Here is a 23145-nt window from a genome sequence, read left to right as displayed (position 1 = left end):
AGTTGCCCGCGTTGGTTGGGGTAACTTCGCTGTAATCCACTGTCTAGGTGGGTGCAGAGCCAATAGATAAGTGTGGAGATACAAGTTTGATTAGTGTTTTCCTTGTAGATGATCACGAGCTGGTTCGCACAGGGATACGACGTATTATTGAAGACGTCCGTGGAATGAAAGTAGCAGGGGAAGCTGACAGCGGTGAAGAAGCAGTAAAATGGTGTCGTGCGAACCATGCAGACGTCATTTTAATGGATATGAACATGCCGGGTATTGGTGGCTTGGAAGCAACCAAGAAGCTGTTGCGTGTTAATCCAGACATTAAAATTATTGTATTGACGGTACATACCGAAAATCCGTTCCCAACCAAAGTGATGCAAGCGGGTGCCGCAGGTTATCTCACGAAGGGCGCGGCGCCGGATGAAATGGTCAATGCGATCCGTATCGTTCACAGTGGCCAGCGTTATATTTCTCCAGAAATTGCGCAGCAAATGGCGTTGAGCCAGTTTTCGCCCGCCTCTGAAAATCCTTTTGCTGATCTCTCCGAACGCGAATTGCAGATCATGTTGATGATCACTAAAGGCCAGAAGGTGACGGACATTTCCGAACAGCTCAGTTTGAGCCCGAAAACCGTCAACAGCTACCGCTACCGTCTGTTCGCCAAACTGAATATCAACGGTGACGTGGAATTAACCCACTTAGCTATCCGACACGGGATCTTAGATACTGAGAAGTTATAGTGTCGACACAGTTTGATTCTGCCCCTTTTCTTAAGACAGTCACCAACCAGCCCGGCGTATACCGAATGTATAACGCTGAGGCTGAAGTGATTTATGTCGGCAAAGCCAAAGACCTCAAAAAGCGTCTAACCAGCTATTTTCGCAAGAATCTCGACAGCGAAAAAACCAAAGCTCTCGTCAGCAACATCGCCAAGATTGACGTGACGGTCACCCACACCGAAACGGAAGCATTGATCCTTGAGCACAATTACATCAAGCAGTATCTGCCTAAGTACAACGTGCTGCTGCGTGATGATAAGTCTTATCCCTATATTTTCTTAAGCGCGCACAAACACCCGCGACTGTCCTCACATCGTGGTGCCAAAAAACGCCGTGGTGAATATTTCGGGCCTTATCCGGATTCGGGTGCAGTGCGTGAAACTCTGCATTTGATCCAGAAAATCTTTCCCGTCCGTCAGTGTGAAGATACGGTGTACAGCAACCGTACTCGACCTTGCTTGATGTATCAGATTGGTCGCTGTGCCGGACCTTGTGTGAAAGGGCTGATTTCTGACCAAGGCTATCAAGAGATCGTCCATTACCTGCGTCTTTTCCTGCAAGGCAAAGACAACCAAGTATTGTCGATTCTGGTTGAGAAAATGGAGCAGGCGAGCCGTGAACTGCGTTTTGAAGATGCCGCTAAAGCGCGTGACCAAATTCAAGCCATTCGCCGCGTACAAGAGCAGCAATTTGTGTCGGATGACAGTTTGGAAGACTTGGATGTGCTCGGTTTTGCGCAAGAAAATGGCATTGCTTGCATCCATATTTTGATGATCCGCCAAGGCAAAGTGCTCGGCAGTCGTAGCCATTTCCCGAAAATACCAAGTGATACCTCGCAGGTCGAAGTGTTTGAGAGCTTTTTAAGCCAATATTATTTGAGCCACAGTGAAGCTCGCAGTATTCCTGCACGGATCATTTTAAATCGAGGATTGACCGAAGAAACCGAGGCGCTACAAACCGCGATCAGTGAACTTGCAGGGCGCAAAGTCACTTTCCATGTCAATCCAACCGGTACGCGTGGCCGCTATTTAAAGCTTTCTAATACCAATGCTTTGACGGCGCTGACGACCAAGATCAATCACAAAATGACCATCAGTCAGCGCTTCAAAGCCTTGCAAGAAGAGCTCGGAATGGATGCGATTACCCGCATGGAGTGTTTTGATATCTCGCATACCATGGGCGAAAGCACGATGGCCTCTTGTGTGGTGTTCAACCAAGAAGGGCCGCTAAAGCAAGAGTATCGGCGTTACAACATCACTGGCATCACCGGTGGGGATGATTACGCGGCGATGGCGCAAGTGTTGGAACGCCGCTACAGCAAGCAGCTTGATAGCAGTAAAATTCCCGACATTATTTTTATTGATGGCGGCAAAGGGCAGCTTAATCGTGCGTACGAAATTATCTCCTCATGTTGGCAGGATTGGCCGAAGTACCCGAAGATCATTGGTATCGCCAAAGGAGTGACACGTAAACCCGGTTTGGAAACGCTGATCACGATTGATGGCGATGAATTCCATCTACCGAGTGATGCACCTGCACTACACTTGATTCAACATATTCGTGATGAAAGCCATAATCACGCGATTGCAGGACACAGAGCGCAGCGCGGAAAAACTCGCCGTACCAGTACGCTTGAGGGTATTGAAGGCGTGGGGCCAAAACGGCGTCAGGCGCTACTCAAATATTTGGGTGGTATGCAGGAATTGAAACGTGCATCTGTTGAAGAAATCGCCAAAGTGCCGGGGATTAGTTACGCGTTGGCAGAAATCATTTATCAAGCATTGAAACAATAAGAAAAATACAGCAACATTAACGCGCCATCGAAAAGAGCCTATATATTATGCGTTTCAACATTCCTAACCTTCTCTCCCTGCTCAGATTATTTCTGATCCCCGTGTTTGTGGTGACCTTTTATCTTCCTTTTGAATGGGCTCCCTTTGTCGCCGCGATGGTGTTCTGGGTAGCTGGATTTACCGATTGGTTAGATGGAATGTTGGCGCGCAAATTAGGCCAAACTTCGCGTTTTGGCGCGTTTATTGACCCAGTGGCCGATAAAGTGCTAGTGGCCACGGCACTGATTTTGATCACCGAACATTATCACAGTATCTGGATCACCATTCCTGCGGTGACTATGATCGCCCGTGAAATCATCATTTCTGCACTGCGTGAGTGGATGGCAGAAATTGGCAAACGAGCCAGTGTCGCGGTGTCTTGGGTGGGCAAAGTGAAAACTCTGACCCAAATGTTTGCACTCTGGGTGCTGATCTGGCGTTATGACGACTGGATGATTTGGCTTGGCTACATTTCTATCTATGTGGCGACTGTGCTGACCTATTGGTCAATGGTGCAATATCTCGCTGCGGCCAAAGACGATTTACTTAACGAAGAACATCACTAGAAAACGGGCGAAAGCCCGTTTTTTTATCGCTGGACGATAGGGGCGTTGGACAAAAGATTGAGCTTGAGATCCAGTTATCTCCATAAAAACGCGGCTTTTTTTGCTAATAAAGTGAGCAAATATCGCGTTTTTGCATGTTAAATAGTCAAACGATTAGAAAGGCAAAAAAATTGTGTTGACTCAATACCTCGAATGCGTAGAATGCATTCCCGTAGTCAGGCAGTCAGCGAAACAAGCAAGCGCCTGAAGTTACAGAGGCGCGTTGGCAGAGTGGCCATGCAGCGGATTGCAAATCCGTGAACCTCGGTTCGACTCCGGGACGCGCCTCCATTGCGACACTAGCTCAGTTGGTAGAGCGCAACCTTGCCAAGGTTGAGGTCACGAGTTCGAACCTCGTGTGTCGCTCCAAATTAAATGATATGGCGTTAAGCGGTATCACAAGATGGTGTCTTCCATCGCAAAGATTTTGCGTGCCCTGGTGGTGAAATCGGTAGACACAAGGGATTTAAAATCCCTCGACTTTCGAGTCGTGCCGGTTCAAGTCCGGCCCGGGGCACCATCTCCATTATGCGACACTAGCTCAGTTGGTAGAGCGCAACCTTGCCAAGGTTGAGGTCACGAGTTCGAACCTCGTGTGTCGCTCCAAATCGAAACCCCGCTCAATGAGCGGGGTTTTTCGTTTCAGTATCCTGTTAATCACATATGGTGCTATTTCTCTTCGATTTGATTAGCATTTGCTAACGTTTTCCTGTTTTTATGAGTTGAATCACGTCGGTTATTCCGTGTCCAGTTACAATTGCCCTAGATTACTAAGGGTTATCCGTGATTGGGTTGTACACGCTAGAGAAATGAGTGCCGAGCATGCAATCGTTCAAGTGGGATCAATATTTCGAAACAGGGTTGGATGAGGTTGATGAACAGCACCAGTATTTGGTGAACATTGTTAATCGCTATAGCTCTCTGTTGGCTGAAAATCACGTCTCGCTAGAAGAGATCCGTCTTGCGTTGTTCGAGTTGTCCCGCTATTCAGAATACCACTTCAAAGAAGAAGAAAAGCTGATGCGTGAGGTCGGCATTTCAGACCGTCATCTTGAAGAGCACATTCAGGTTCATCGCACGTTTATGTCTGAAGTGTTCAGCATGCAAGCTTTCATCCATGACGTAGATGACCGTTCGGCCGTTCAGCTATTGGAGTTTTTGATCCATTGGTTGGCGTACCACATCTTAGGTATCGACCAGAATATGGCGCGACAAGTGATTGCGATTCGCTCTGGCATGAGTGCTGAAGAGGCCTACGCTAAAGAGGAGCGTGAGAAAAATGCCGCGACGGAGCCATTACTCAATGCCCTTAATGCGTTATTTGATCAAGTCTCTGAACGTAATAGGGAACTCGTCAAACTCAATCAATCACTGGAAGAAAAAGTGATTGAGCGTACTCAGCAGCTTTACCAAGTCAATCGTCAGCTAGAAGCACTGTCGATGACCGATAGCCTGACTGGCTTACCTAACAGACGTAAAGCCATGCGTCAGCTCGTACTACATTGGAACCTTGCTCAAGACAATCAACAGTCTTTCGCCTGTGTGATGGTTGATGTTGATGGCTTCAAGGCTGTGAATGACCTCTATGGTCATGATGTGGGAGATAGAGTTTTGACGACGTTGGCACACACACTAAGGGATCACTTCCGTAGTGATGATCTGGTTTGTCGTTTAGGTGGCGATGAGTTTTTGGTGCTTTGTCCTGAAACGAATACATTAGGTGCAGTACATATCGCTCAAGCGGTTTGTCACGCCATTCAACAGCATGTGATCTCGATTGAAGACAACCTATGCTGGCAAGGTAGTGTTAGCATGGGCGTCGCAGAATTCGATCCAAAAATGAAGGATCACCATGAATTACTGCGCGCGGCGGATCAAGCGGTTTACCTTGCCAAAAACAGTGGGAAAAATCGTGTTTGCGCTTTTGATGGGCTGAGCTAGTTGAGTGATTTCAGCATCCACACGTCGCAGCCATTATGCTCAGTTCCTGCCATGGGCTGTGTTAAGTGCTCAAAACCAAGCTGTTGGTAGAGCTTGATTGCTTGGGTCATGCTAGAAAGGGTATCTAAATAACATTTGGCATAGCCTTGCTGCTTCGCAAAATTCAAACAGTGCTCGCTGAGCGCTCGGCCTACGCCATGGCCGCGGCTTGTGGGGAGCAGAAACAACTTCTTCAGTTCACACAAATCCGTATGGCCAGCAAAAGGTGCAATACCACCACCGCCGACTACCTTCCCCTCCAATAACGCAACAAAATACGCGCTGCGATCTTGTTCTCGATAATGCTGACTCATGGCAAGCACTTCAGCATCCGAAGGGCCAAAACCTTCACCAATGGCACCAAACTCAGCGCCGACGCTTTGAATAATTTGGCAAATCTCAGAGTCAAACTCAGGTCGAATCGGTACGATTTCTACTCTCATTGCTAGTCCTTTTCTGGATGAAAAATGCGGTGATGTTGTTTTTTTAGCATGTCACCGCGTACTTCTAATTAGTGGGTATTGCTGTAAGACTTTTCAAGTGCATGAATAATGCCCCAATAATGCATACACGGTGGATTTCAATTTGGCTTTAATCCTAGCTTTCGGTACTATGTATAGCTATTTGAAAACCCCAAGAATCCCTTACGGTAACACTATTGGCGGTCTTGCGACTGCCAAAGAAACCTACTCGGGCTCCTAAAGGAAACTGCTGATTGGCAGACGAGGAAACGATGCAACATCTACAAGAGATTATTGCTAATGCGACCGCGGCGATTAACGCTGCAGAGTCGCTCGTCGCACTGGATGAAGTGCGTGTTCAGTATCTGGGCAAAAAAGGTGAACTGACGGTTCAACTGCAAAGCCTAGGTAAACTACCGCCGGAAGAGCGCCGTACTGCTGGCCAAGAAATTAACGTTGCGAAAGAAGCGGTGCAAAAAGCACTGGCTGAGCGTAAAGATGCGCTGCAAAGCGCAGAGCTGGAAGCCAAATTAGCGGCTGAAACCATCGATGTGACTCTGCCGGGTCGCCGTATCGAAAATGGTGGCTTGCACCCAGTGACCCGTACTATCGAACGTATTGAAAGCTTCTTTGGTGAGCTTGGCTTTACTGTAGAGTCTGGCCCTGAAATCGAAGATGATTTCCATAACTTCGATGCTCTGAACATTGCCGCGGATCACCCAGCGCGTACTGATCACGATACTTTCTTCTTCAATCCGAAGCTGATGTTGCGTACTCACACTTCTGGCGTGCAAATCCGTACTCTGGAAGAGCGTCAGCCGCCACTGCGTTTCATCGCCCCAGGCCGTGTTTACCGTAACGACTACGACCAAACGCATACACCAATGTTCCACCAAGTGGAAGGTATGCTGGTTGATGAAAACGTTAACTTCGCACAGCTGAAAGGCATCCTGCATGACTTCCTGTGTAACTTCTTCGAAGAAGATCTTGAAGTGCGTTTCCGTCCGTCTTACTTCCCGTTCACTGAGCCTTCAGCGGAAGTGGATGTGAAAGGTAAAAACGGCAAATGGCTAGAAGTGCTAGGCTGCGGTATGGTGCACCCAAATGTACTGCGCAGCGTAGGCATCGACCCTGAGAAATACTCAGGTTTCGCGTTTGGTATGGGCGTTGAGCGTTTAACCATGCTCCGCTACGGCGTGAATGACCTGCGTGCATTCTTCGAAAACGATCTGCGTTTCCTAAAACAGTTCAAATAATTCAGGGTTCCCAAGAGGTATATACAATGAAATTCAGCGAATCATGGCTTCGTGAGTGGGTTAACCCGGCAATTACCACTGACGAATTAACCCACCAAATTACAATGGCGGGTCTGGAAGTGGACGACGTACTGGCAGTGGCTGGTGTGTTCGACGGCGTAAAAGTGGGTCACGTGGTTGAGTGTGCTCAACACCCAGATGCCGACAAACTGCGCGTCACCAAAGTCGATGTGGGCGAAGAAGAGCTTCTGGACATCGTGTGTGGTGCAGCCAACTGTCGTCAAGGTCTGAAAGTTGCAGTGGCAACCGTAGGCGCGACGCTGCCAGGCGATTTCAAAATTAAGAAAGCCAAACTGCGTGGCCAACCGTCACACGGTATGCTTTGTTCATTCTCTGAGCTGGGTATCGATGTTGAATCGAACGGCATCATGGAACTGGCTGAAAACGCACCAATTGGTATGGATTTCCGCGATTTTCTGTCACTGAACGATGTGACTATCGATGTGGATTTGACGTCTAACCGCGCGGACTGTTTCAGCATCCGTGGTTTAGCTCGTGAAGTGGGCGTACTGAACCGTGCGGACGTGACTGCGCCTGCGGTGAATGCGATTGCTGCGACCATTAATGATACGATTGCAATTGACGTGAAAGCACCAGCGGCGTGTCCACGTTACCTTGGTCGTATCGTGAAGAACGTGAACGTTCAAGCGCAAACGCCACTGTGGATGCAAGAAAAACTGCGTCGTTGTGGTATCCGCTCTATCGATCCGGTGGTTGATATCACTAACTTCGTGATGCTGGAACAAGGTCAACCGATGCACGCGTTTGATCTGGCGAAGATTGAAGGCGGAATAGTGGTTCGTCTGGCTGAGCAAGATGAAAAACTGACTCTACTTGATGGCTCAGAAGCCAAATTGAACGCAGATACGCTAGTGATTGCTGACCAACAAAAAGCGCTGGCGATTGCTGGTGTGTTCGGTGGCGAGCATTCTGGCGTCAGCACTGACACCAAAGATGTATTACTTGAGTGTGCGTTCTTCGCACCAGACCATATTCGTGGTCGTGCACGTAGCTACGGCCTACACACCGATTCTTCAATGCGTTTTGAACGTGGCGTTGACTACGCTCTGCAACACGCGGCGATGGAGCGTGCAACGCAGCTGCTGGTTGAGATCTGTGGTGGTGACGTTGCGCCAGTGGTAGCCGCAGAATCAGCGGCCGATTTACCAAAACCAAACCAAGTGACACTGCGTCGTAGCAAGCTCGACAAACTGCTGGGTCATGCGATTCCGGATGCGGACGTGGTAGAAATTCTTGAGCGTCTGGGCATGCAAGTGGCGACTACCGCAGAAGGCTGGCAAGCGACTGCGCCAACATGGCGTTTTGATATTGCTATCGAGCAAGATTTGGTGGAAGAAGTAGGCCGCATCTACGGTTACAACAACATTCCTAACCAAGCTCCTGTGGCTGCGTTGAACATGAACCTGCATAACGAAGCGAAATTACCGCTGAAGCGTGTACGCGACTTGCTGGTTGACCGTGGTTACCAAGAAGCGATCACCTACAGCTTCGTTGAGCCTGAGCAGCAGAAACTGGTTGTACCGGGTGTTGATGCGCTGATCCTACCAAACCCAATTTCTGCTGAAATGTCAGCGATGCGTTTGAGTCTGATCCAAGGTCTGCTGAACACTGTGGTTCACAACCAAAAGCGCCAGCAACCTCGTGTTCGTCTGTTTGAATACGGTTTGCGTTTTATCCCTGATGCAGCAGCAGAAAACGGTATGCGCCAAGAGCCAATGTTGGCGGGTGTGATTTCTGGCGCTCGTGGTGAAGAGCACTGGAATATGGAAACGGCAACCGTTGATTTCTTCGATATGAAGGGCGATCTGGAAGCGGTTCTTGAACTGACTGCGAAAGGCAAAGCTTACAGCTTCGCAGCAACTAAGCATCCAGCTCTGCATCCAGGTCAAGCTGCAGCGATTATGGTGGATGGCAAAGCGATCGGTGTTATTGGTACGGTTCACCCAGAACTTGAGCGTAAGTTTGGCCTCAATGGTCGCACAATCGTGTTCGAGATCGAGTGGAATGCGATCAACACACGCGTGATCCCTGAAGCGGCAGCGATTTCTAAGTTCCCAGCCAACCGTCGTGATATCGCGTTGGTGGTCGATGGCAACATCGCTTCTGGCGACATCGTTGAAGCTTGCCGTGTTGCGGGCGGTGAGTTGTTGAAAGACGCGAAACTGTTCGACGTTTACGTGGGTAAAGGCGTTGAAGAAGGTAAGAAGAGCTTAGCGATTGCGCTGACGCTTCAATCCGTTGAACGCACGCTTGAAGAAGCGGATATCGCAGCAGCGGTAGAGGCGATTGTTCAAGCAGTATCTGCCCAATTCGGCGCGGCTCTGCGCGACTAAGCCAGAGATCTCCTCGCTTCAAGCAAGATGATAGCAGGCTCCTCGGAGCCTGTTTTTTATGGTTTGAATGTGGAGTTAGGTCAACAACTCTCTGATTTTTAGATGAAACTAAGAAAAAATTTTTGGCGTATCGAAAAAAATTATCTACTCTAAATAGTGATAAGAGTCTGAAAATCATTTTAGTGACAATGATGTAAATAACTAAAAATTCAGATTTTTTTCCTCTTGTTCTCCAAGAGAAAGTGAGTGATTTTTAAAGAGAGCTGTAAATCATAACGTTTTGAATCGCTTAGTAAGCAATAAAAAAGTTGGCGAAAATCAGAAGGTTGGCATACACTTTCACTGTTCGGCTGTTAGGTTGTTGATTGGTCGAACAAAAATTGCTTTGGCGCTGCCAACCAGCAGCAAGGTTTAACTTAGCTTTGAGGGAAGTTTTATGGCGCTCACAAAGGCCGAATTGGCTGAAGCCCTGTTCGAAAAGCTCGGCATGAGCAAGCGGGATGCCAAGGATACGGTTGAAGTGTTTTTTGAAGAAATTCGCAAAGCACTCGAAAGTGGCGAACAGGTAAAACTCTCTGGTTTTGGTAATTTTGACCTACGAGATAAGAATCAACGTCCGGGTCGAAACCCCAAAACGGGTGAGGATATTCCTATTACCGCTCGACGTGTCGTAACGTTCCGCCCAGGGCAAAAATTGAAAGCCCGAGTCGAGAACATCAAAGTCGAAAAATAAGACCGAGCAATAGACCACGCCCATAAGCGTGGTCTTTTTGCTTTTATCCCTTTCTACTTGTCGCTGCGACAGTGTTGATTGTGTTCCTTTATCCCAATCATATAGCCTGTTTACCCATATTCTGTTTATGCACATGGGATGAAGCTACTTGCAGCCTATCTGCAATACCATATTGTTGAGTAGATGGTGGAGTTAACATTTGAAAGCGCAGCCTGAGCTTTGGGTGGCTGCGCTTGCATGTTTTAAGCGGCTTGGATGTGAGTTGTGATGTAAGGCTGCCAAGCTTGTTGGTAGAGATCTCGTGACGTTGAGCGTATCTTGGCAATTTGAGCCTGTTCCCATTCAGTTAAACCACGCTGCTCTTGGCGAGCGGTTCGCTCAATATTTTGTATTTGCTCATACAGCTGATGCTCAGCACCACTTTTGACTTCAGCAATCGCGGCTAAATGAAATTGAACTTCGGCGATAATTTTGGTTTTAGGCAGTTGCACCAAAACGTTGAGATCGCGATACCCCGACTCTGCTGGATTCTTAAAGCGGTTCTTCACTTTTACAATGGTTGCTTCTCGGTTCAAGGTTTCGTAAGCGGTCACAAGGCTCGCCACATCATGGGCAACGATCGTCGCGCGCGCTAAATCCGTAATACGTTCCGCTTGTCCATCCAGCTCCAACGCAACTTTTTCTAATGCACGTTGGTGAGATTTGGCTCCGGCGAAATACGCTTGAGTATCCGTAAGTAGGGCAGTGCTCTTACACAAGGTTTCTAATTCGATCTGGGCTTGGTGTGCTTTACTGTACAGCACATCAAAATCTTGGTAAGGCTGGGTGACGGGATAATTCTGGCTAGAGATGCCGTACAAACCACTTAAGCTGTGACGAAATAGCTTAGAGCTGACTTCATTTTGTCGAGACTCTTCTCGATTATCTTCCGTTGAGCTTGAGATTAATGGAACGGCCGCCATAACTGGAGCACGGCTTAACAGCAATAGCATCAATGCTGTGGTACGTAGCAATAGACTCATTCACTCTCCTTAGCTTGCGCTGTAGGGTCAAAAAGTGGACCTAGAAGGCGTTTCCTGACAGTGCAATTCAAGTTGGTTCAATGTGTTCAATTCCATTCACTATGATCAATGGGGATGCAGATGGCTGTTTCCAATCAAATCCACCGCTACACTTTGTAAGAATTTGTTATCCATCACATAACATCGACATAGATTCAGACTGCGCCCATTAAGCAGAGTTCCATCACTACAAGTAAGTAAATGTAACGGCCTAGAGGTCATCAATGGGACAAATTCGTGCTACCGAAAATGGGGCAGATCCGCTACTCTTGGCTGTTCTCAAAAAGACAGGAGTAAGAGATGCGAGACCCTGAATTCTGGCATAACAAATGGGCAGCAAATCAGATTGGTTTTCATCTGAAAGATGTGAATCCGTTGCTGATTCGGTTTTGGTCTGAAACAGCACCTAAACGTGATGATAAAGTGCTAGTGCCTTTATGCGGGAAGAGTGAAGATCTCATCTGGCTTGCTAATCAGCATGACAGTGTGCAAGGGGTTGAACTGAGTCAAATCGCGGTACGTTCCTTCTTTGCAGAGCATTTTTATACCCCGACGGTGACGCGACTCAATGCGCAACATGAGTTGTATCAGTTTGATGAGCTGGCTATTTTTTCCGGCGATTTCTTTACAGCTCCTGTTGAATCAGTGGATTTGGTTTATGATCGTGCAGCCTTGGTAGCCTTACCGGAAGAGATGCGCGCAGACTATGCTCAGCGTTTACTACAACTGCTTAAACCAGGTGGACGAATTTTGCTGGTCAGCATGGACTATGTGCAAACTGAGCTGCCGGGACCACCGTTCTCAGTGCCTGAAGCGGAAATTCGCACCTTGTTTATGGGTTGTGAGGTGCGCAGAGTTTACCAAGATACGAGCATAGATCCGCATTTGAATAAGCGCACACAAGTGGGCTTAAGCCGGTTTGCCGAAGAAGTTTGGGTGATTGAAAAAGGCGAGTGACTCTTACTCTTTGAACGTCACTAAGTAGAAATGAAAAAGCGCGCTGAAAGAGCGCGCTTTCTGATAGTGCTGATAAAGATAGGGAGCTGAATTAGTAATGGATCTTCACGGCTTTCGCACACTCAATCGCGCGATCAGTGGCTTCTTGCGTCGTTTTTCCTCGACTAAGGGCAACACCTAAGCGACGACGACCCGCGATATCTGGCTTGCCAAATAAACGTACTTGGGTGTGAGGAATGCTTAAGGCGTCATCAAGCCCACTGAACTGGATATTCTGTGACTGGCCTTGGCCAAGAATCGCGGCTGAGGCTGATGGTCCATATTGCACGATTTGACCAATCGGTAGACCGGTAAAAGCGCGCACATGCAAAGCGAATTCAGACAGTTCTTGGGAAATCAGCGTCACCATTCCGGTATCGTGTGGACGAGGGGAAACTTCATTGAAGATAACTTTATCGCCTTTCACAAACAGTTCAACGCCAAACAGGCCGTAACCGCCAAGCGCGTTAACCACCTGTTCTGCCACATATTCAGCCGCTTTGATGGCATTCTCTGACATCACTTGCGGCTGCCATGACTCACGGTAATCACCATCTTCTTGGCGATGGCCAATCGGGGCGCAGAAATGCACGCCATCGACAGCACGCACGGTCAGCAGTGTGATTTCGTAATCAAAATCGACAAAGCCTTCAACAATCACACGGCCTGCGCCACTGCGCCCGCCTTGCTGAGCGTACTGCCACGCGGCTTCAATTTGTTCTGGGGTGCGAATAACACTTTGTCCTTTGCCTGATGAGCTCATGACTGGCTTACAAACACAAGGTAGACCAATGGTTTCTACTGCTGCGGCAAAGCTTTCGTAGCTGTCTGCAAATTGATATGGCGAAGTTGGCAAGCCTAATTCTTCGGCGGCTAAACGGCGAATGCCTTCACGGTTCATGGTGAGGCGAGTTGCATTGGCGGTAGGTACAACGTTTAAGCCTTGCGCTTCTAACTCCACTAACTTGCTGGTAGCAATCGCTTCAATTTCTGGAACCACGAAATGTGGCTTTTCTAAATCAATCACTTGTTGTAGTGCATCGGCATCGAGCATATCAAACACGTGGCTGCGATGGGCGACCTGCATGGCAGGCGCATCGGCGTAACGATCACAGGCGATCACTTCAAGGCCAAGACGTTGGCATTCAATTGCCACTTCTTTACCGAGCTCACCAGAACCAAGCAAAAGTACTCGCGTTGCGTTATCCCGAGTCGCTGTCCCAAACATAGACAATCCTTATAATTATTCAGTCAACATTAGCAAAAAACAGCGGCCATGATACTGGAACAAAGCACAAAAGAAAACGTTTGCTTCCCGCTGTAGCCCTTCAGATTAGCTCTTATTGGCGTCAAGTTGATGACAGTTTTATGGCGAAAAAATTAGAGTGAAAGTGCGATAAACAGCAAGATAGGCAGGCTAAATAAACTGAAGAAATTACCAAACAGCACCATAGCGGCAACTTGCGTGGGCTCAATGTGGTAGCGTTCGGCAAACAGGTAGTTCATCACCGCAGGTGGCAACATGGTAAACAGCACCATCATTCGCAGTTGTAGGGGAGGCAGTGGAATGAAAAAGTAAATCAGCGCAAACGCGCAAGCGCCGGTAAGCAGAGATTGTACCGTTGAAACAAGGCCAACTTTGAGTCCGGCTAAGCGCAGATTGATCATTTGTGAGCCGAGCGAAAGCAACATTACAGGGACGGCGGCTTGCCCGAGTAAAGCGGTGGCGTTATACAGTGGCGACCAGACGGAGATACCGCTGAGATGGAGCAGTAAAGCCAGTGAGGATGCTAAAAAGACCGGAGCGGTGAGCACGGTTTTCAACACGCTACCTTTGCTCAGCATGGCCACCCCTAAGCTAATGTGCAGACACATAGAAACCACAAACAGCAACACGGCAGAGGGGAGCGCGGTTTCGCCAAACGCATAAGTAAACAGGGGGATCGCTAAATTACCGCTGTTGCGAAACATGTGCAGTGGAGCCCATGTTTTAAATGACCAGCGACCCAAACGACATATCAGGAGCATTAAAATACCGGGCAGCAATACCGCGACAAGAGCGGCAAGCAACAGAGGTGTTTGCTGCGTATCCAGTGGCATGTTGACCAGTGAAGAAAACACCAACGCAGGCACAAAGGCCTCCATATTGATGCGATTGATCGGGCGAAAATCGGGTTTGAGCCAGAGACCAATCAAATAGCCAATCAAGACTAAGCTCATCACAGGAAAGAGAATGGCAATGATTTGTTCAAACATAGCTTGCGAGAGATACGTGTAAAAAGCGCAAGTTATCAGGCTTTATTCAGAACGTCATGGTAGGTGATGGAAAAGTGTGCGCGTGACATCTTTAGCAAGAGGTTTAGCAAAAGTGTTGGTGCAAAAAAATGAAGAGGCCAGCGGCCTCTTCATTCGGTTTACAGTGATAGATAGGAGAGCGGGATATCAGGATTAATCACTTCCAGTGTAGCCTGTGTATCGGCAAGATGACTGATTTTACCTGTTGTACTTTCTACCAGCGCGGCGGCTTCGATTTCTTCGAATGATTCACCCATCATCATCGCTTGTGCTAAGGCAACTTGTAGCGGTGGCAAACTTGGGTTAAATGCTGCATTTTCGGCATACGCGCCAAGGTAAATCGCACCACTGTGCATTTTCAGTGCGACACCACTGAAGTTTTGGGTATAAGGCGAGTGGCTAATGTTCATTGCACGCAGGGCTTGCTGGATCAACTCTTCATCATCATTAGTGGTTTTACCATGATTGACTGGGCTCATCAGGCCTGAATCGATACCGAGATCGGCAGGGCCAAACGATTCGGGTAGATACTCTTGCAAACTTTTTGCTGCACGTTTTGGAAGCTGGATCTTCAGTGAAGAGGCAGTAGTCAGTTCATTCATAAACTGGCGACAGTGTCCGCAAGGGCTGAAGTTAATGGTAATGTCTGCAACGCCTTTCTCACCTTTCATCCAAGCGTGGCTGATGGCGCACTGTTCTGCATGAACGGTTTGACCTAATTGTGCGCCAGTAAATTCCATATTTGCACCTAGGTAAAGGCGACCAGTTAGGCCTCGCACAATAGCTCCGACATAAAATTCGGAGATTGGGGCAAAAGAGTAAGCGGCGGCAATCGGCAGGAGTGCAACGCGCAGATCGGCATCGTCAAGTCCGGAAAGGGTCAATAATTGCTGGTATTGCTCGGCAGAGAAAGTAGCATCGAAATCCTTGGCTAGCACTAATTCGCGTAAGAATGGGGCAAAAGAGGCGGGCATTTGTTGTAATGCTTGTTCAACACGGTTTCTCATAGTGATTCCTTTTCGTGGTATGGAATCCTATTTTAGGGAATAAGAGATTTAATATGGTGATATTAATCACATTAAATAATGCAAATAAATATTATGTTTCATTATTAGAGTGACGTCACACATGATATCGATTGCAAACGTATCTCATGTGACATCACTCGAAGGCTACCCGTGTAGCCAGAGGGCAAAGGCAAATAGAGTTGGCGCTAAAACAGAAGTAATAACCCCGCACACTACCAGTGCAAGTGAGCTAAAGGCGGCATCACGCGGATCTTTTTCGGCACAGGTTGCGGTACCGAGTGCGTGAGAGACGGTTCCCATGGTTAAGCCACGCGCAATTGGGTGGGTGATATTCAGCAGTTTGTAGATGGGGTAGGCGAGTATTGCCCCAAAAAGCCCAACTAACAGCACCAAAATAGCCGCGATAGCGGGTTCTCCACCTAACTGACTCGCGACTTCCATAGCAATTGGGGTCGTCACGGATTTGCCCATCAAAGCGGCGATTAAGGGAATATCCGCCCCTGTGGCCACTGCAATCAAGCTGGCTGTGATCATCGACATCACACTGCCCACGCCACACGCTAAAGCGATAAGGCGCCAGTTGGCACGAATTTGCGGTAACTGTTCATAGAGCGGGTAAGCCAGAGCAACCACGGCAGGTTGCAGCAAGTAACTTAGCCATTGATTATCGGCATAGTAGGTTTCAAAAGGCACTTTCAGATAGGTCAGCAACGGGATCAGGATGCCAATGCTGATTAACAATGGGTTGGCTAACGGTGTTTTGCATTTTTGTGCAAGCCAACGCGCGGCGAAAAACACCAGAAGAGTGATGATCAGCCACATGACTTCTTCCCCTTCTTGAGCATACGATCCAGTAGCAGACCCAGTGTGACCATGACCACTAAAGTACCGCCGATAGCACTGGCTAAAATCGGTGCGATGTTAGCCAGTAGCGTATCGAAGTGCACCATTAAGCCGACACTGATCGGGACGAACAGTAAAATCATGTAGCGGATAAAGAGGGTGGAGCTAGGCTTGACCCATTCGACAGGCACTAAACCGCTAGCCAGTAAGCCAAACAAAATCAGTAAACCAATAATGCTGCCGGGAATGGCAATGCCTAACCATGCTTGTAAATTAATGCCCGCCAAAAGACAGAGAAAAATCAGTCCCATGGAGACACAATATTGAGCTATTTTTTTTATCATCAATAAAATCAGCAAGTAAAAATAAACGATGTTAGCAAGCGAGTTTTTCTACGTAATGGTAGACGGATTTTAAAATCGCCATTTTCTTTGGATCAGCTTGATGTTCATGCACCAGATTTTCCAAATTCAACATATAACTTTCTAGATTGCGCTCGAAATAGTCACGACAATGCGCTGCCCAACGCCGTTGTTCGGCATCGGTTAAGGTATGTGGATAATGGCGTGCGCGGTAACGAAAAAGAAGTGGTTCAATCCGTTTATCTGCCACTTTTATGTCAAGGTTTCCGAGGTTTTCCGGAGCAGTGGTTCGAATGATATCCATCGCTGCGCGATCGGCAGGAGAGAAAAAACCATCATACAATTGGCTATCTACATTGTTTTCCTTGGCAAACTCACGTTCTTGACTGAACACTGAGACAAGCTTTTCACGAATTTCTGGATGTTGGCGAATCACATTCAAATGCGCAAGACACTGCTCGCGATCAATACCAATCTTTTCGGCATTCTCTGCGGTTAAGGTTTTGGCCGGAGCCAGAATTGGGCATTTGTTGAGATGTACTAACTTCACAGGAATCGGCAGTTCATCGGGCGCTAAGTCTTCATAGCGTGTATAGAGGCGCGCTTGCAACGCTTCTGCATCCAGATCCAGTAGTGGCTGAGGGTCTTTACCCAAATCCACCACAATCACCGCATTTTGGTTGGTCGGATGCCAAGCAATCGGCACAATCCAACTGGTGTACTGACGTTCACGGCCAAGCATGCCGGAAACATGCATCAGCGGGGTTTGGTTAACGATATCAATCAGCTCAGTCAGCTTGCGTTTGTGGCGCATGTTAAAAAAATAGTCGAATAACTTAGGCTGCGCGGCTTTGAGCTTTTTCGCCAATTCAATCGTGGCAATCACATCGGCCATGGCATCGTGTGCGTTGCTGTGTTCAATGCCGTTGGCAACAGAAAGGTGTTCTAGTTTGAAGCTGGTAAAGCCATCTTCATTTTCTGGCCATTCCATGCCTTCAGGGCGCAGAGCATGACAAGCGCGGATCACATCCAGTAGATCCCAGCGTGAATTACCGTGTTGCCAGCTCCATGCATACGGGTCGATAAAGTTGCGATAACAGGTGTAGCGCGTCACTTCATCATCAAAACGAATGCTGTTGTAGCCTAGGCTGGTGGTATTCGGCGTGGAAAGCTCTGCGTGGATTCGGGCGATGAATTCTGGCTCTGACAAGCCGTGGCTATTCGCCTTTTGTGGAGTAATGCCGGTAATCAGTGCCGCTTCAGGTGCAGGTAAATAATCATTGGGCAATTGGCAGTAAATGACCAGAGGCTCACCAATAATGTTGAAATCCATATCGGTACGAACACCCGCAAACTGACTTGGACGATCCTTGGCGGGATTGACTCCCCAAGTCTCGTAGTCAAAAAAGAAAAAAGTGGGCTGGTGTTCTTGCTGCATGTGGCCTTACCAAATCGCTGAGAGTTGCCGTTATTAGACCATCCTGACCTTGACATAGCAATTGCTGCTCTTGCGCTATCTTGTTATTTGTTCAGCGTTTCAACAAAAAAGCCGATGCAGGGCATCGGCTTTGAAAAGATCGCAAGGTTATGCTTGCTGAGTTTGTGGTTCGGATTCTTCGGTGGTCTGTTTGAGCAGGCGGCTTGTCACTGTGCCAGCTGTCATCGACCCCGATACGTTAAGAGCCGTACGTGCCATATCAATCAAAGGTTCGATAGAAATGAGCAGAGCAACAATGGTCACTGGTAAACCCATAGCAGGCAGCACAATCAGCGCTGCGAAGGTTGCACCACCGCCCACACCCGCGATACCAAACGAACTGATGGTGATCATCGCGATCAAGGACACGATAAAGTGGATATCCAGAGGATTAATGCCCACTGTTGGAGCAACCATCACTGCCAACATCGCTGGATAAATGCCTGCACAGCCGTTTTGGCCAATGGTGGCACCGAATGATGCTGATAGGTTCGCAATCGCAGGTGGCACATTCAGTTTGGTGATCTGTGCTTCCACATTCAGTGGAATGGTGGCTGCCGAACTGCGTGACGTAAAGGCAAAGGTCAGTACCGGCCAGATGTTTTTAAAGTATGTGGTTGGGTTCACACCCACCATAGCCACGAGCAGGCCATGGACTACAAACATCAGTGCAATCGCAACGTAGGATGCAACAATAAAGCCCAGTAAGCTCAGAATGTCGGTAGCACTGGATGTCGCGACGACTTTCGCCATCAGCGCGGCGATACCATAAGGCGTCAGTGCCATGATCATTTTGACAAGGCGCATCACAATGGCTTGTGCGGCTTCAACAAAAGTGCGAATTGGTGTTTCGAGCTCTTTCTTATCAGCCATCACTTTGCGTGCGGCAATACCAGTAAGTACGCCGAAAATCACTACCGCGATGATTGAAGTCGAACGCGCACCGGTTAAATCCGCAAACGGGTTGGTTGGAATAAAGCTGACTAACAGTTGTGGGATGGTGAGATCCGCAACGCTTGAAGCACGGCTTTGCAATACGGCAATACGTGCGGTTTCGCGTGCGCCTTCAACCAAACCTTCAGCCGTCAGACCAAATGCTTGAGTGATGAGAATACCGATCAGCGCTGAAATCGCGGTAGTGAAGAGCAAAATACCAATCGTTAGGCCAGAAATTTTGCCGAGTGAGCCGTTTTTATCCAGTCGTACGACGGCTGAAATCATCGAAACCAGCACCAATGGCATGATGACCATTTTCAGCAAACCGACATAGCCGTTACCAACAATACCGACCCAAGAAAGGGTTTCTTGAATTGCAGGATGTTTTTCACCGAGCACGACTTGCAGCGCTAAACCAAATGCACTACCAAGTACTAAACCAAACAAAACCTGACGAGAAAGGGTGGATGCTTTTTTCTGTAGTCCGAAGATATACAACAATAAGCCCGCGAAAATCACAAGTGCTGCGATGGTAACCACTGACATAATGAAATCCTTAAAAGGGGTTTGAAATCTAACCGTGACGGCACTTTTAAAGTGGCAGAGGTAACGTGTTAGAACATCAAATGAGAATGATTTTCTGGGAATATAGCGATCGCTATCACGAAAATAAACTCAGAAAAATACATGTTTTATAACTAATAGTTATCAAAAACAGGAAGTTGGTTAATCTAAAATCAGTTTGTGGAAACTTTAAACAAAGAGAGCCCTTTTTTCTGGCATTAATCTCTAATAAAAGAAATGAAATAAGAAGAGTAAATCCACGGTCTGCTGTTTGGTAAAGCAAGAGGAGATAATTATGTTGAATTGGCAACAAGTGTTGGATTTTGCAAATCAAGGTAATCTAGCACCGGATCATGAGGTGTTCCGCAGCTATGCTGAGTGGCGTGAAATACTTAATGAACAGCAGTATTATGTGATGCGTCAACATGGAACGGAAAGAGCATTTTCTAATGCGATGTGTGAGTTGTTTGAACCCGGCTTATACCAATGCGCTGGATGCCAAACTCTGCTGTTTGATTCCGCAACGAAGTTTGATTCAGGCACTGGATGGCCTTCGTTTTCACAGCCTGTGAAATCTAATGCAATCTCGTACCATATGGATCACAGCTTAGCGCGTGCCCGAGTGGAAGTGCGCTGTAACACTTGTGCATCTCATTTAGGGCACGTTTTTCCTGATGGCCCACCGCCGAGCGGGTTACGCTATTGCATCAATTCGATTGCAGTCCGTAAACTGAGTGCTTGATTCGTCGTCATCAGGTCTGTTCTCGGCAGACCTGATGTTTTCCTTTCCAATTTCATCATAAACAAGCTGCTCTGACGCCGAGGCAATATTACGTCAGTGCAAATGGCACGCGCTTGCCTTTCTTACTGGCAGGTTTGTGGGGCTTTGATTTCGGTGATCTTTGATTTGTAATCATGGTACTGCTCCTTATTGTGTCTCGCTCTGGAGACAACGTTCAAACAGGAAAATCAAACTTAAGCATCAAAGAAGAAAGCACTATCCATACCAAGAGTGTAGAACATTTCGTATCAATCGATTATATGAGGGAAATTGTCAGTAATTTTGCTTTGCGGCACGCTAGGCAAAATGTGCGAAGGTTTTTGCTTTGTTGCGTAGAGCGAGTAGACTGTGCCGACTCCGCCCCATGCCTAATAAGAAGTAAGGATGACTGCATGTTAGATCGCACTTTTAGCGCTCAAATCCAACAACGAATAGATCAAAAAACCAAACCACTTGGTGCTCTGGGGCAGCTTGAGCGCATTGCGCATCATTTGGCGTTAATTCAAAGCCAATCCGAACCTTATCCTGTCACTGAGCTTGAAATTCGTCAGCCTACCGCGTTGGTGTTTGCCGCTGATCACGGTATTGCCGCACAAGGTGTCAGTATTGCTCCGAGTGCCGTCACCGAACAGATGGTGAGAAATTTCCTTGCGGGTGGCGCTGCGATCAATTGTTTCTGCCGCACCGAACAGGCGGCACTGCGTGTGGTGGATTGCGGTATTTTGCGTGCACAAGCGGCTCACCCCAGTTTGATTGAGCAGCGTCTTGGTGCTGGTACACACAATTTTGCTGAACAAGCTGCGATGTCTGCGGAGCAAGTGCAACAGGGAATCGAACTTGGCAAGGTGCTGATTCATCGTGAAGTGGCATCGGGCTGTAATCTGCTGATGTTTGGTGAGATGGGCATTGGCAATACCAGTAGTGCTGCCGCTCTTTTGGCCGCGCTGTCAGGACTGCCGATTGAAGTTTGTGTTGGTCGTGGTACAGGGATTAGTGATCAACAGTTCCAACGCAAAATGGAGTTGGTCACACAAGGGGTTGAACGCTGTTTAGGCGCAGCACCACAAGAGGCATTAAAGCAGGTTGGTGGCTTTGAAATTGTGCAAATGGTTGGTGCTTTCCTTGGCGCGTATGAAAAGCAAACTCCCGTTTTAGTTGACGGTTTCATTGTGACGGTGGCGGCTTATATTGCGACCTTAATCGAACCTAATGTGCGTGACTATTTGTTGTTTGCTCACCGTTCACAAGAAGTGGGGCATCGCGCAGTATTAGAGATATTAGGGGCGGATCCGCTGCTCGATTTAGGCTTACGCTTAGGCGAAGGAACCGGAGCGGTATTGGCACTGGGAATCGTACGTGCGTCAGTGGAGTTTTATAATCGTATGGCGAGTTTTGCCGATGCGGGAGTCACTGTGTAATGGCTGCGATTTTACGTTATCAACTCGAACTTTTCCTGTTGGCATTGAGTTTTTTCTCACGCATTCCTGTGCCGGTAAAGTTGCCTTATAGCAGTGAGCGAATGAATCAGGCTGGGCGTTATTTTGCTTTAGTGGGTTTAGTGCTTGGGGCCATTTGTGCGTTGGTGTACTCGTTAGCCACTCAACTTTTTTCCACCAACATCAGTGTGTTTTTGACCATAGTGCTCAGCTTGCTGTTGACGGGCGCCTTTCACGAAGATGGCTTAGCGGATATGGCCGATGGCATAGGTGGCGGCATGACGGCTGAACGCCGTCTAGAGATCATGAAAGATAGCCGCATCGGCACCTATGGGGCTAGTGCCTTGATGATGACTCTGCTAGGGAAATATTTGCTACTCACCGAACTGGCGGATCTTACGTCACTGGTGCCAGTTTGGTTATTGGCTTATACCTTGAGTCGTGCAGTGGCGGCATCATTGATCCACAATACGCCTTACGTTTCAGATCCAGACAGCAGCAAAAGCAAGCCGCTTGCGCAACAACAGTCTGGAACGGATTTAGCCATCTTGGGGCTGACTGCATTGACCACGTTGGTATGTTTTTCATGGCAATTGATTGGGGTGATGATCGCGGTCAGTTTGATTTTCCGGCAAGTTTTTCGTCAATGGTTGATGAAGCGATTAGGTGGTTTCACGGGTGATTGCCTTGGTGGAGCGCAGCAGTTAATGGAGCTGATGATCTATTTGATTTTACTGGCCTTCTTACAGCATGAGCTGATGATTTAGGAGGCGAGGTGAGCGTACATTTGATTTTGGGTGGAGCTCGTAGCGGTAAATCGAGTTATGCCGAACAGTTAGCGAGGCAAACGGCGCACTCTCAAACGGCTAGATTGCACTATGTTGCTACCGCCACCGCTTTGGATGATGAAATGCGCGCGCGTATTGCACATCACCAAGCAAGGCGAACGGCAGACTGGATTGAACATGAAGTTCCCTTAGCGTTGGCGGATTATTTGTCTCGTTTTCAGCGCCATGATGTGGTGCTGGTAGACTGCCTGACCCTCTGGTTGAATAATCAGCTGTTTGAGCATGAGCAATCCCTGTCTTCGACTTTGATTGACCAATTCATTGAGCAGTTACTGGTGGCGTTAACTCAGACCCAAGCTCAGATTTTTTTAGTGAGTAACGAAGTGGGAATGGGGGTGGTACCTATGGGGGAACTGACGCGATTTTTTGTGGATCATGCGGGTTGGATGAACCAAAAAATTGCGGCCTTAGCCGATTCTGTCACCTTTGTGGTTGCAGGATTACCTCAACGCTTGAAAGGTGAGTGA

Annotated in this window: 21 protein-coding genes and 4 tRNA genes; 16 read left to right on the top strand and 9 right to left on the bottom strand. The window is 47.9% G+C overall.

All coding sequences use genetic code 11. The features are described from left to right. Positions 1–86: 86 nt before the first annotated feature. The 8 genes from uvrY to EPB59_RS06910 all read left to right on the top strand — a co-directional run bounded on the left by uvrY (position 87) and on the right by EPB59_RS06910 (position 5148). Complete coding sequence (gene uvrY, locus EPB59_RS06945) at positions 87–731, top strand: UvrY/SirA/GacA family response regulator transcription factor (protein ID WP_001902713.1); 645 nt, start codon at positions 87–89, stop codon at positions 729–731. Further along, complete coding sequence (gene uvrC / locus EPB59_RS06940; RefSeq protein ID WP_154172022.1) at positions 731–2563, top strand: excinuclease ABC subunit UvrC; 1833 nt, start codon at positions 731–733, stop codon at positions 2561–2563. Before uvrY ends, uvrC begins: the two co-directional genes overlap by 1 nt. Positions 2564–2610: 47 nt before the next feature. Next, on the top strand, positions 2611–3168 hold the full coding sequence (gene pgsA / locus EPB59_RS06935) for a CDP-diacylglycerol--glycerol-3-phosphate 3-phosphatidyltransferase (protein ID WP_001211977.1): 558 nt from the start codon (positions 2611–2613) through the stop codon (positions 3166–3168). A 256-nt stretch (positions 3169–3424) separates the two neighbouring features. After that, a tRNA-Cys gene (locus EPB59_RS06930) sits at positions 3425–3498 on the top strand. 2 nt (positions 3499–3500) lie between these two features. After that, positions 3501–3576: transfer RNA gene (locus EPB59_RS06925), tRNA-Gly, on the top strand. Between the two features lie 64 nt (positions 3577–3640). Then, positions 3641–3727 (top strand) — tRNA-Leu (locus EPB59_RS06920). A gap of 10 nt (positions 3728–3737) precedes the next feature. After that, positions 3738–3813: transfer RNA gene (locus EPB59_RS06915), tRNA-Gly, on the top strand. A 216-nt stretch (positions 3814–4029) separates the two neighbouring features. Beyond that, on the top strand, positions 4030–5148 hold the full coding sequence (locus tag EPB59_RS06910) for a GGDEF domain-containing protein (protein ID WP_154172019.1): 1119 nt from the start codon (positions 4030–4032) through the stop codon (positions 5146–5148). Here EPB59_RS06910 and EPB59_RS06905 read toward each other — a convergent pair. Further along, positions 5145–5630 (bottom strand): GNAT family N-acetyltransferase, encoded by a 486-nt coding sequence (locus tag EPB59_RS06905; RefSeq protein WP_154172017.1) that lies wholly within the window; start codon positions 5628–5630, stop codon positions 5145–5147. The genes EPB59_RS06910 and EPB59_RS06905 overlap by 4 nt on opposite strands. 290 nt (positions 5631–5920) lie before the next feature. Between EPB59_RS06905 and pheS the strand changes: the two genes are divergently transcribed. The 3 genes from pheS to ihfA all read left to right on the top strand — a co-directional run bounded on the left by pheS (position 5921) and on the right by ihfA (position 10051). Beyond that, the gene (gene pheS / locus EPB59_RS06900; RefSeq protein WP_001164217.1) at positions 5921–6904 is read left to right on the top strand and encodes a phenylalanine--tRNA ligase subunit alpha; all 984 of its coding nucleotides are present in this window, start codon (positions 5921–5923) and stop codon (positions 6902–6904) included. A gap of 26 nt (positions 6905–6930) precedes the next feature. Continuing rightward, positions 6931–9318 (top strand): phenylalanine--tRNA ligase subunit beta, encoded by a 2388-nt coding sequence (pheT, locus tag EPB59_RS06895; RefSeq protein ID WP_154172015.1) that lies wholly within the window; start codon positions 6931–6933, stop codon positions 9316–9318. Positions 9319–9754: 436 nt separating this feature from the next. Then, positions 9755–10051, top strand: coding sequence for an integration host factor subunit alpha (gene ihfA, locus EPB59_RS06890; RefSeq protein WP_001229255.1), 297 nt, complete (start codon positions 9755–9757; stop codon positions 10049–10051). A gap of 242 nt (positions 10052–10293) precedes the next feature. On the opposite strand, the gene EPB59_RS06885 is transcribed toward ihfA, so the two are convergent. After that, complete coding sequence (locus EPB59_RS06885; protein ID WP_154172013.1) at positions 10294–11073, bottom strand: phosphoribosylglycinamide formyltransferase; 780 nt, start codon at positions 11071–11073, stop codon at positions 10294–10296. Between the two features lie 339 nt (positions 11074–11412). On the opposite strand from EPB59_RS06885, the gene EPB59_RS06880 reads away from it, so the two are divergent. Further along, a complete protein-coding gene (locus EPB59_RS06880; RefSeq protein WP_154172011.1) occupies positions 11413–12069 on the top strand; it encodes a thiopurine S-methyltransferase in 657 nt (218 codons plus the stop codon). 91 nt (positions 12070–12160) lie between these two features. Here EPB59_RS06880 and purT read toward each other — a convergent pair whose 3' ends face one another. The 7 genes from purT to EPB59_RS06840 form a co-directional block, all read right to left on the bottom strand. Next, positions 12161–13336: a phosphoribosylglycinamide formyltransferase 2 gene (gene purT, locus EPB59_RS06870; RefSeq protein ID WP_195706940.1), complete on the bottom strand. Its 1176-nt coding sequence runs from the start codon at positions 13334–13336 to the stop codon at positions 12161–12163. Between the two features lie 152 nt (positions 13337–13488). Further along, positions 13489–14364, bottom strand: coding sequence for an AEC family transporter (locus tag EPB59_RS06865; RefSeq protein WP_154172007.1), 876 nt, complete (start codon positions 14362–14364; stop codon positions 13489–13491). 158 nt (positions 14365–14522) lie between these two features. Beyond that, positions 14523–15410: a cytidine deaminase gene (gene cdd, locus EPB59_RS06860; protein ID WP_154172005.1), complete on the bottom strand. Its 888-nt coding sequence runs from the start codon at positions 15408–15410 to the stop codon at positions 14523–14525. Positions 15411–15575: 165 nt separating this feature from the next. Further along, positions 15576–16253: an LrgB family protein gene (locus EPB59_RS06855; protein WP_055027176.1), complete on the bottom strand. Its 678-nt coding sequence runs from the start codon at positions 16251–16253 to the stop codon at positions 15576–15578. Further along, on the bottom strand, positions 16244–16618 hold the full coding sequence (locus EPB59_RS06850) for a CidA/LrgA family protein (RefSeq protein ID WP_195706939.1): 375 nt from the start codon (positions 16616–16618) through the stop codon (positions 16244–16246). Before EPB59_RS06850 ends, EPB59_RS06855 begins: the two co-directional genes overlap by 10 nt. Positions 16619–16649: 31 nt before the next feature. Further along, positions 16650–18074, bottom strand: a complete 1425-nt coding sequence (gene sbcB, locus EPB59_RS06845; protein WP_154172001.1) for an exodeoxyribonuclease I — start codon at positions 18072–18074, stop codon at positions 16650–16652. A 147-nt stretch (positions 18075–18221) separates the two neighbouring features. Further along, a complete protein-coding gene (locus EPB59_RS06840) occupies positions 18222–19595 on the bottom strand; it encodes an L-cystine transporter (protein ID WP_154171999.1) in 1374 nt (457 codons plus the stop codon). A 313-nt stretch (positions 19596–19908) separates the two neighbouring features. On the opposite strand from EPB59_RS06840, the gene msrB reads away from it, so the two are divergent. The 4 genes from msrB (at position 19909) to cobU (ending at position 23145) form a co-directional block, all read left to right on the top strand. Beyond that, a complete protein-coding gene (gene msrB / locus EPB59_RS06835) occupies positions 19909–20355 on the top strand; it encodes a peptide-methionine (R)-S-oxide reductase MsrB (RefSeq protein WP_154171997.1) in 447 nt (148 codons plus the stop codon). A gap of 431 nt (positions 20356–20786) precedes the next feature. Beyond that, positions 20787–21812: a nicotinate-nucleotide--dimethylbenzimidazole phosphoribosyltransferase gene (cobT, locus tag EPB59_RS06830; protein ID WP_154171995.1), complete on the top strand. Its 1026-nt coding sequence runs from the start codon at positions 20787–20789 to the stop codon at positions 21810–21812. Beyond that, positions 21812–22597 carry an adenosylcobinamide-GDP ribazoletransferase gene (locus EPB59_RS06825; RefSeq protein WP_000718967.1) on the top strand — a complete coding sequence of 262 codons (786 nt, stop codon included), beginning with the start codon at positions 21812–21814 and terminating at the stop codon, positions 22595–22597. The genes cobT and EPB59_RS06825 overlap by 1 nt, the downstream gene beginning before the upstream one ends. 8 nt (positions 22598–22605) lie before the next feature. Continuing rightward, positions 22606–23145, top strand: coding sequence for a bifunctional adenosylcobinamide kinase/adenosylcobinamide-phosphate guanylyltransferase (gene cobU, locus EPB59_RS06820; protein ID WP_154171993.1), 540 nt, complete (start codon positions 22606–22608; stop codon positions 23143–23145).

This window comes from Vibrio metoecus, from assembly GCF_009665255.1.
GTDB classification, from domain to species: Bacteria; Pseudomonadota; Gammaproteobacteria; order Enterobacterales; family Vibrionaceae; genus Vibrio; species Vibrio metoecus_B.
This window is presented reverse-complemented; position numbering and strand designations above follow the sequence as displayed.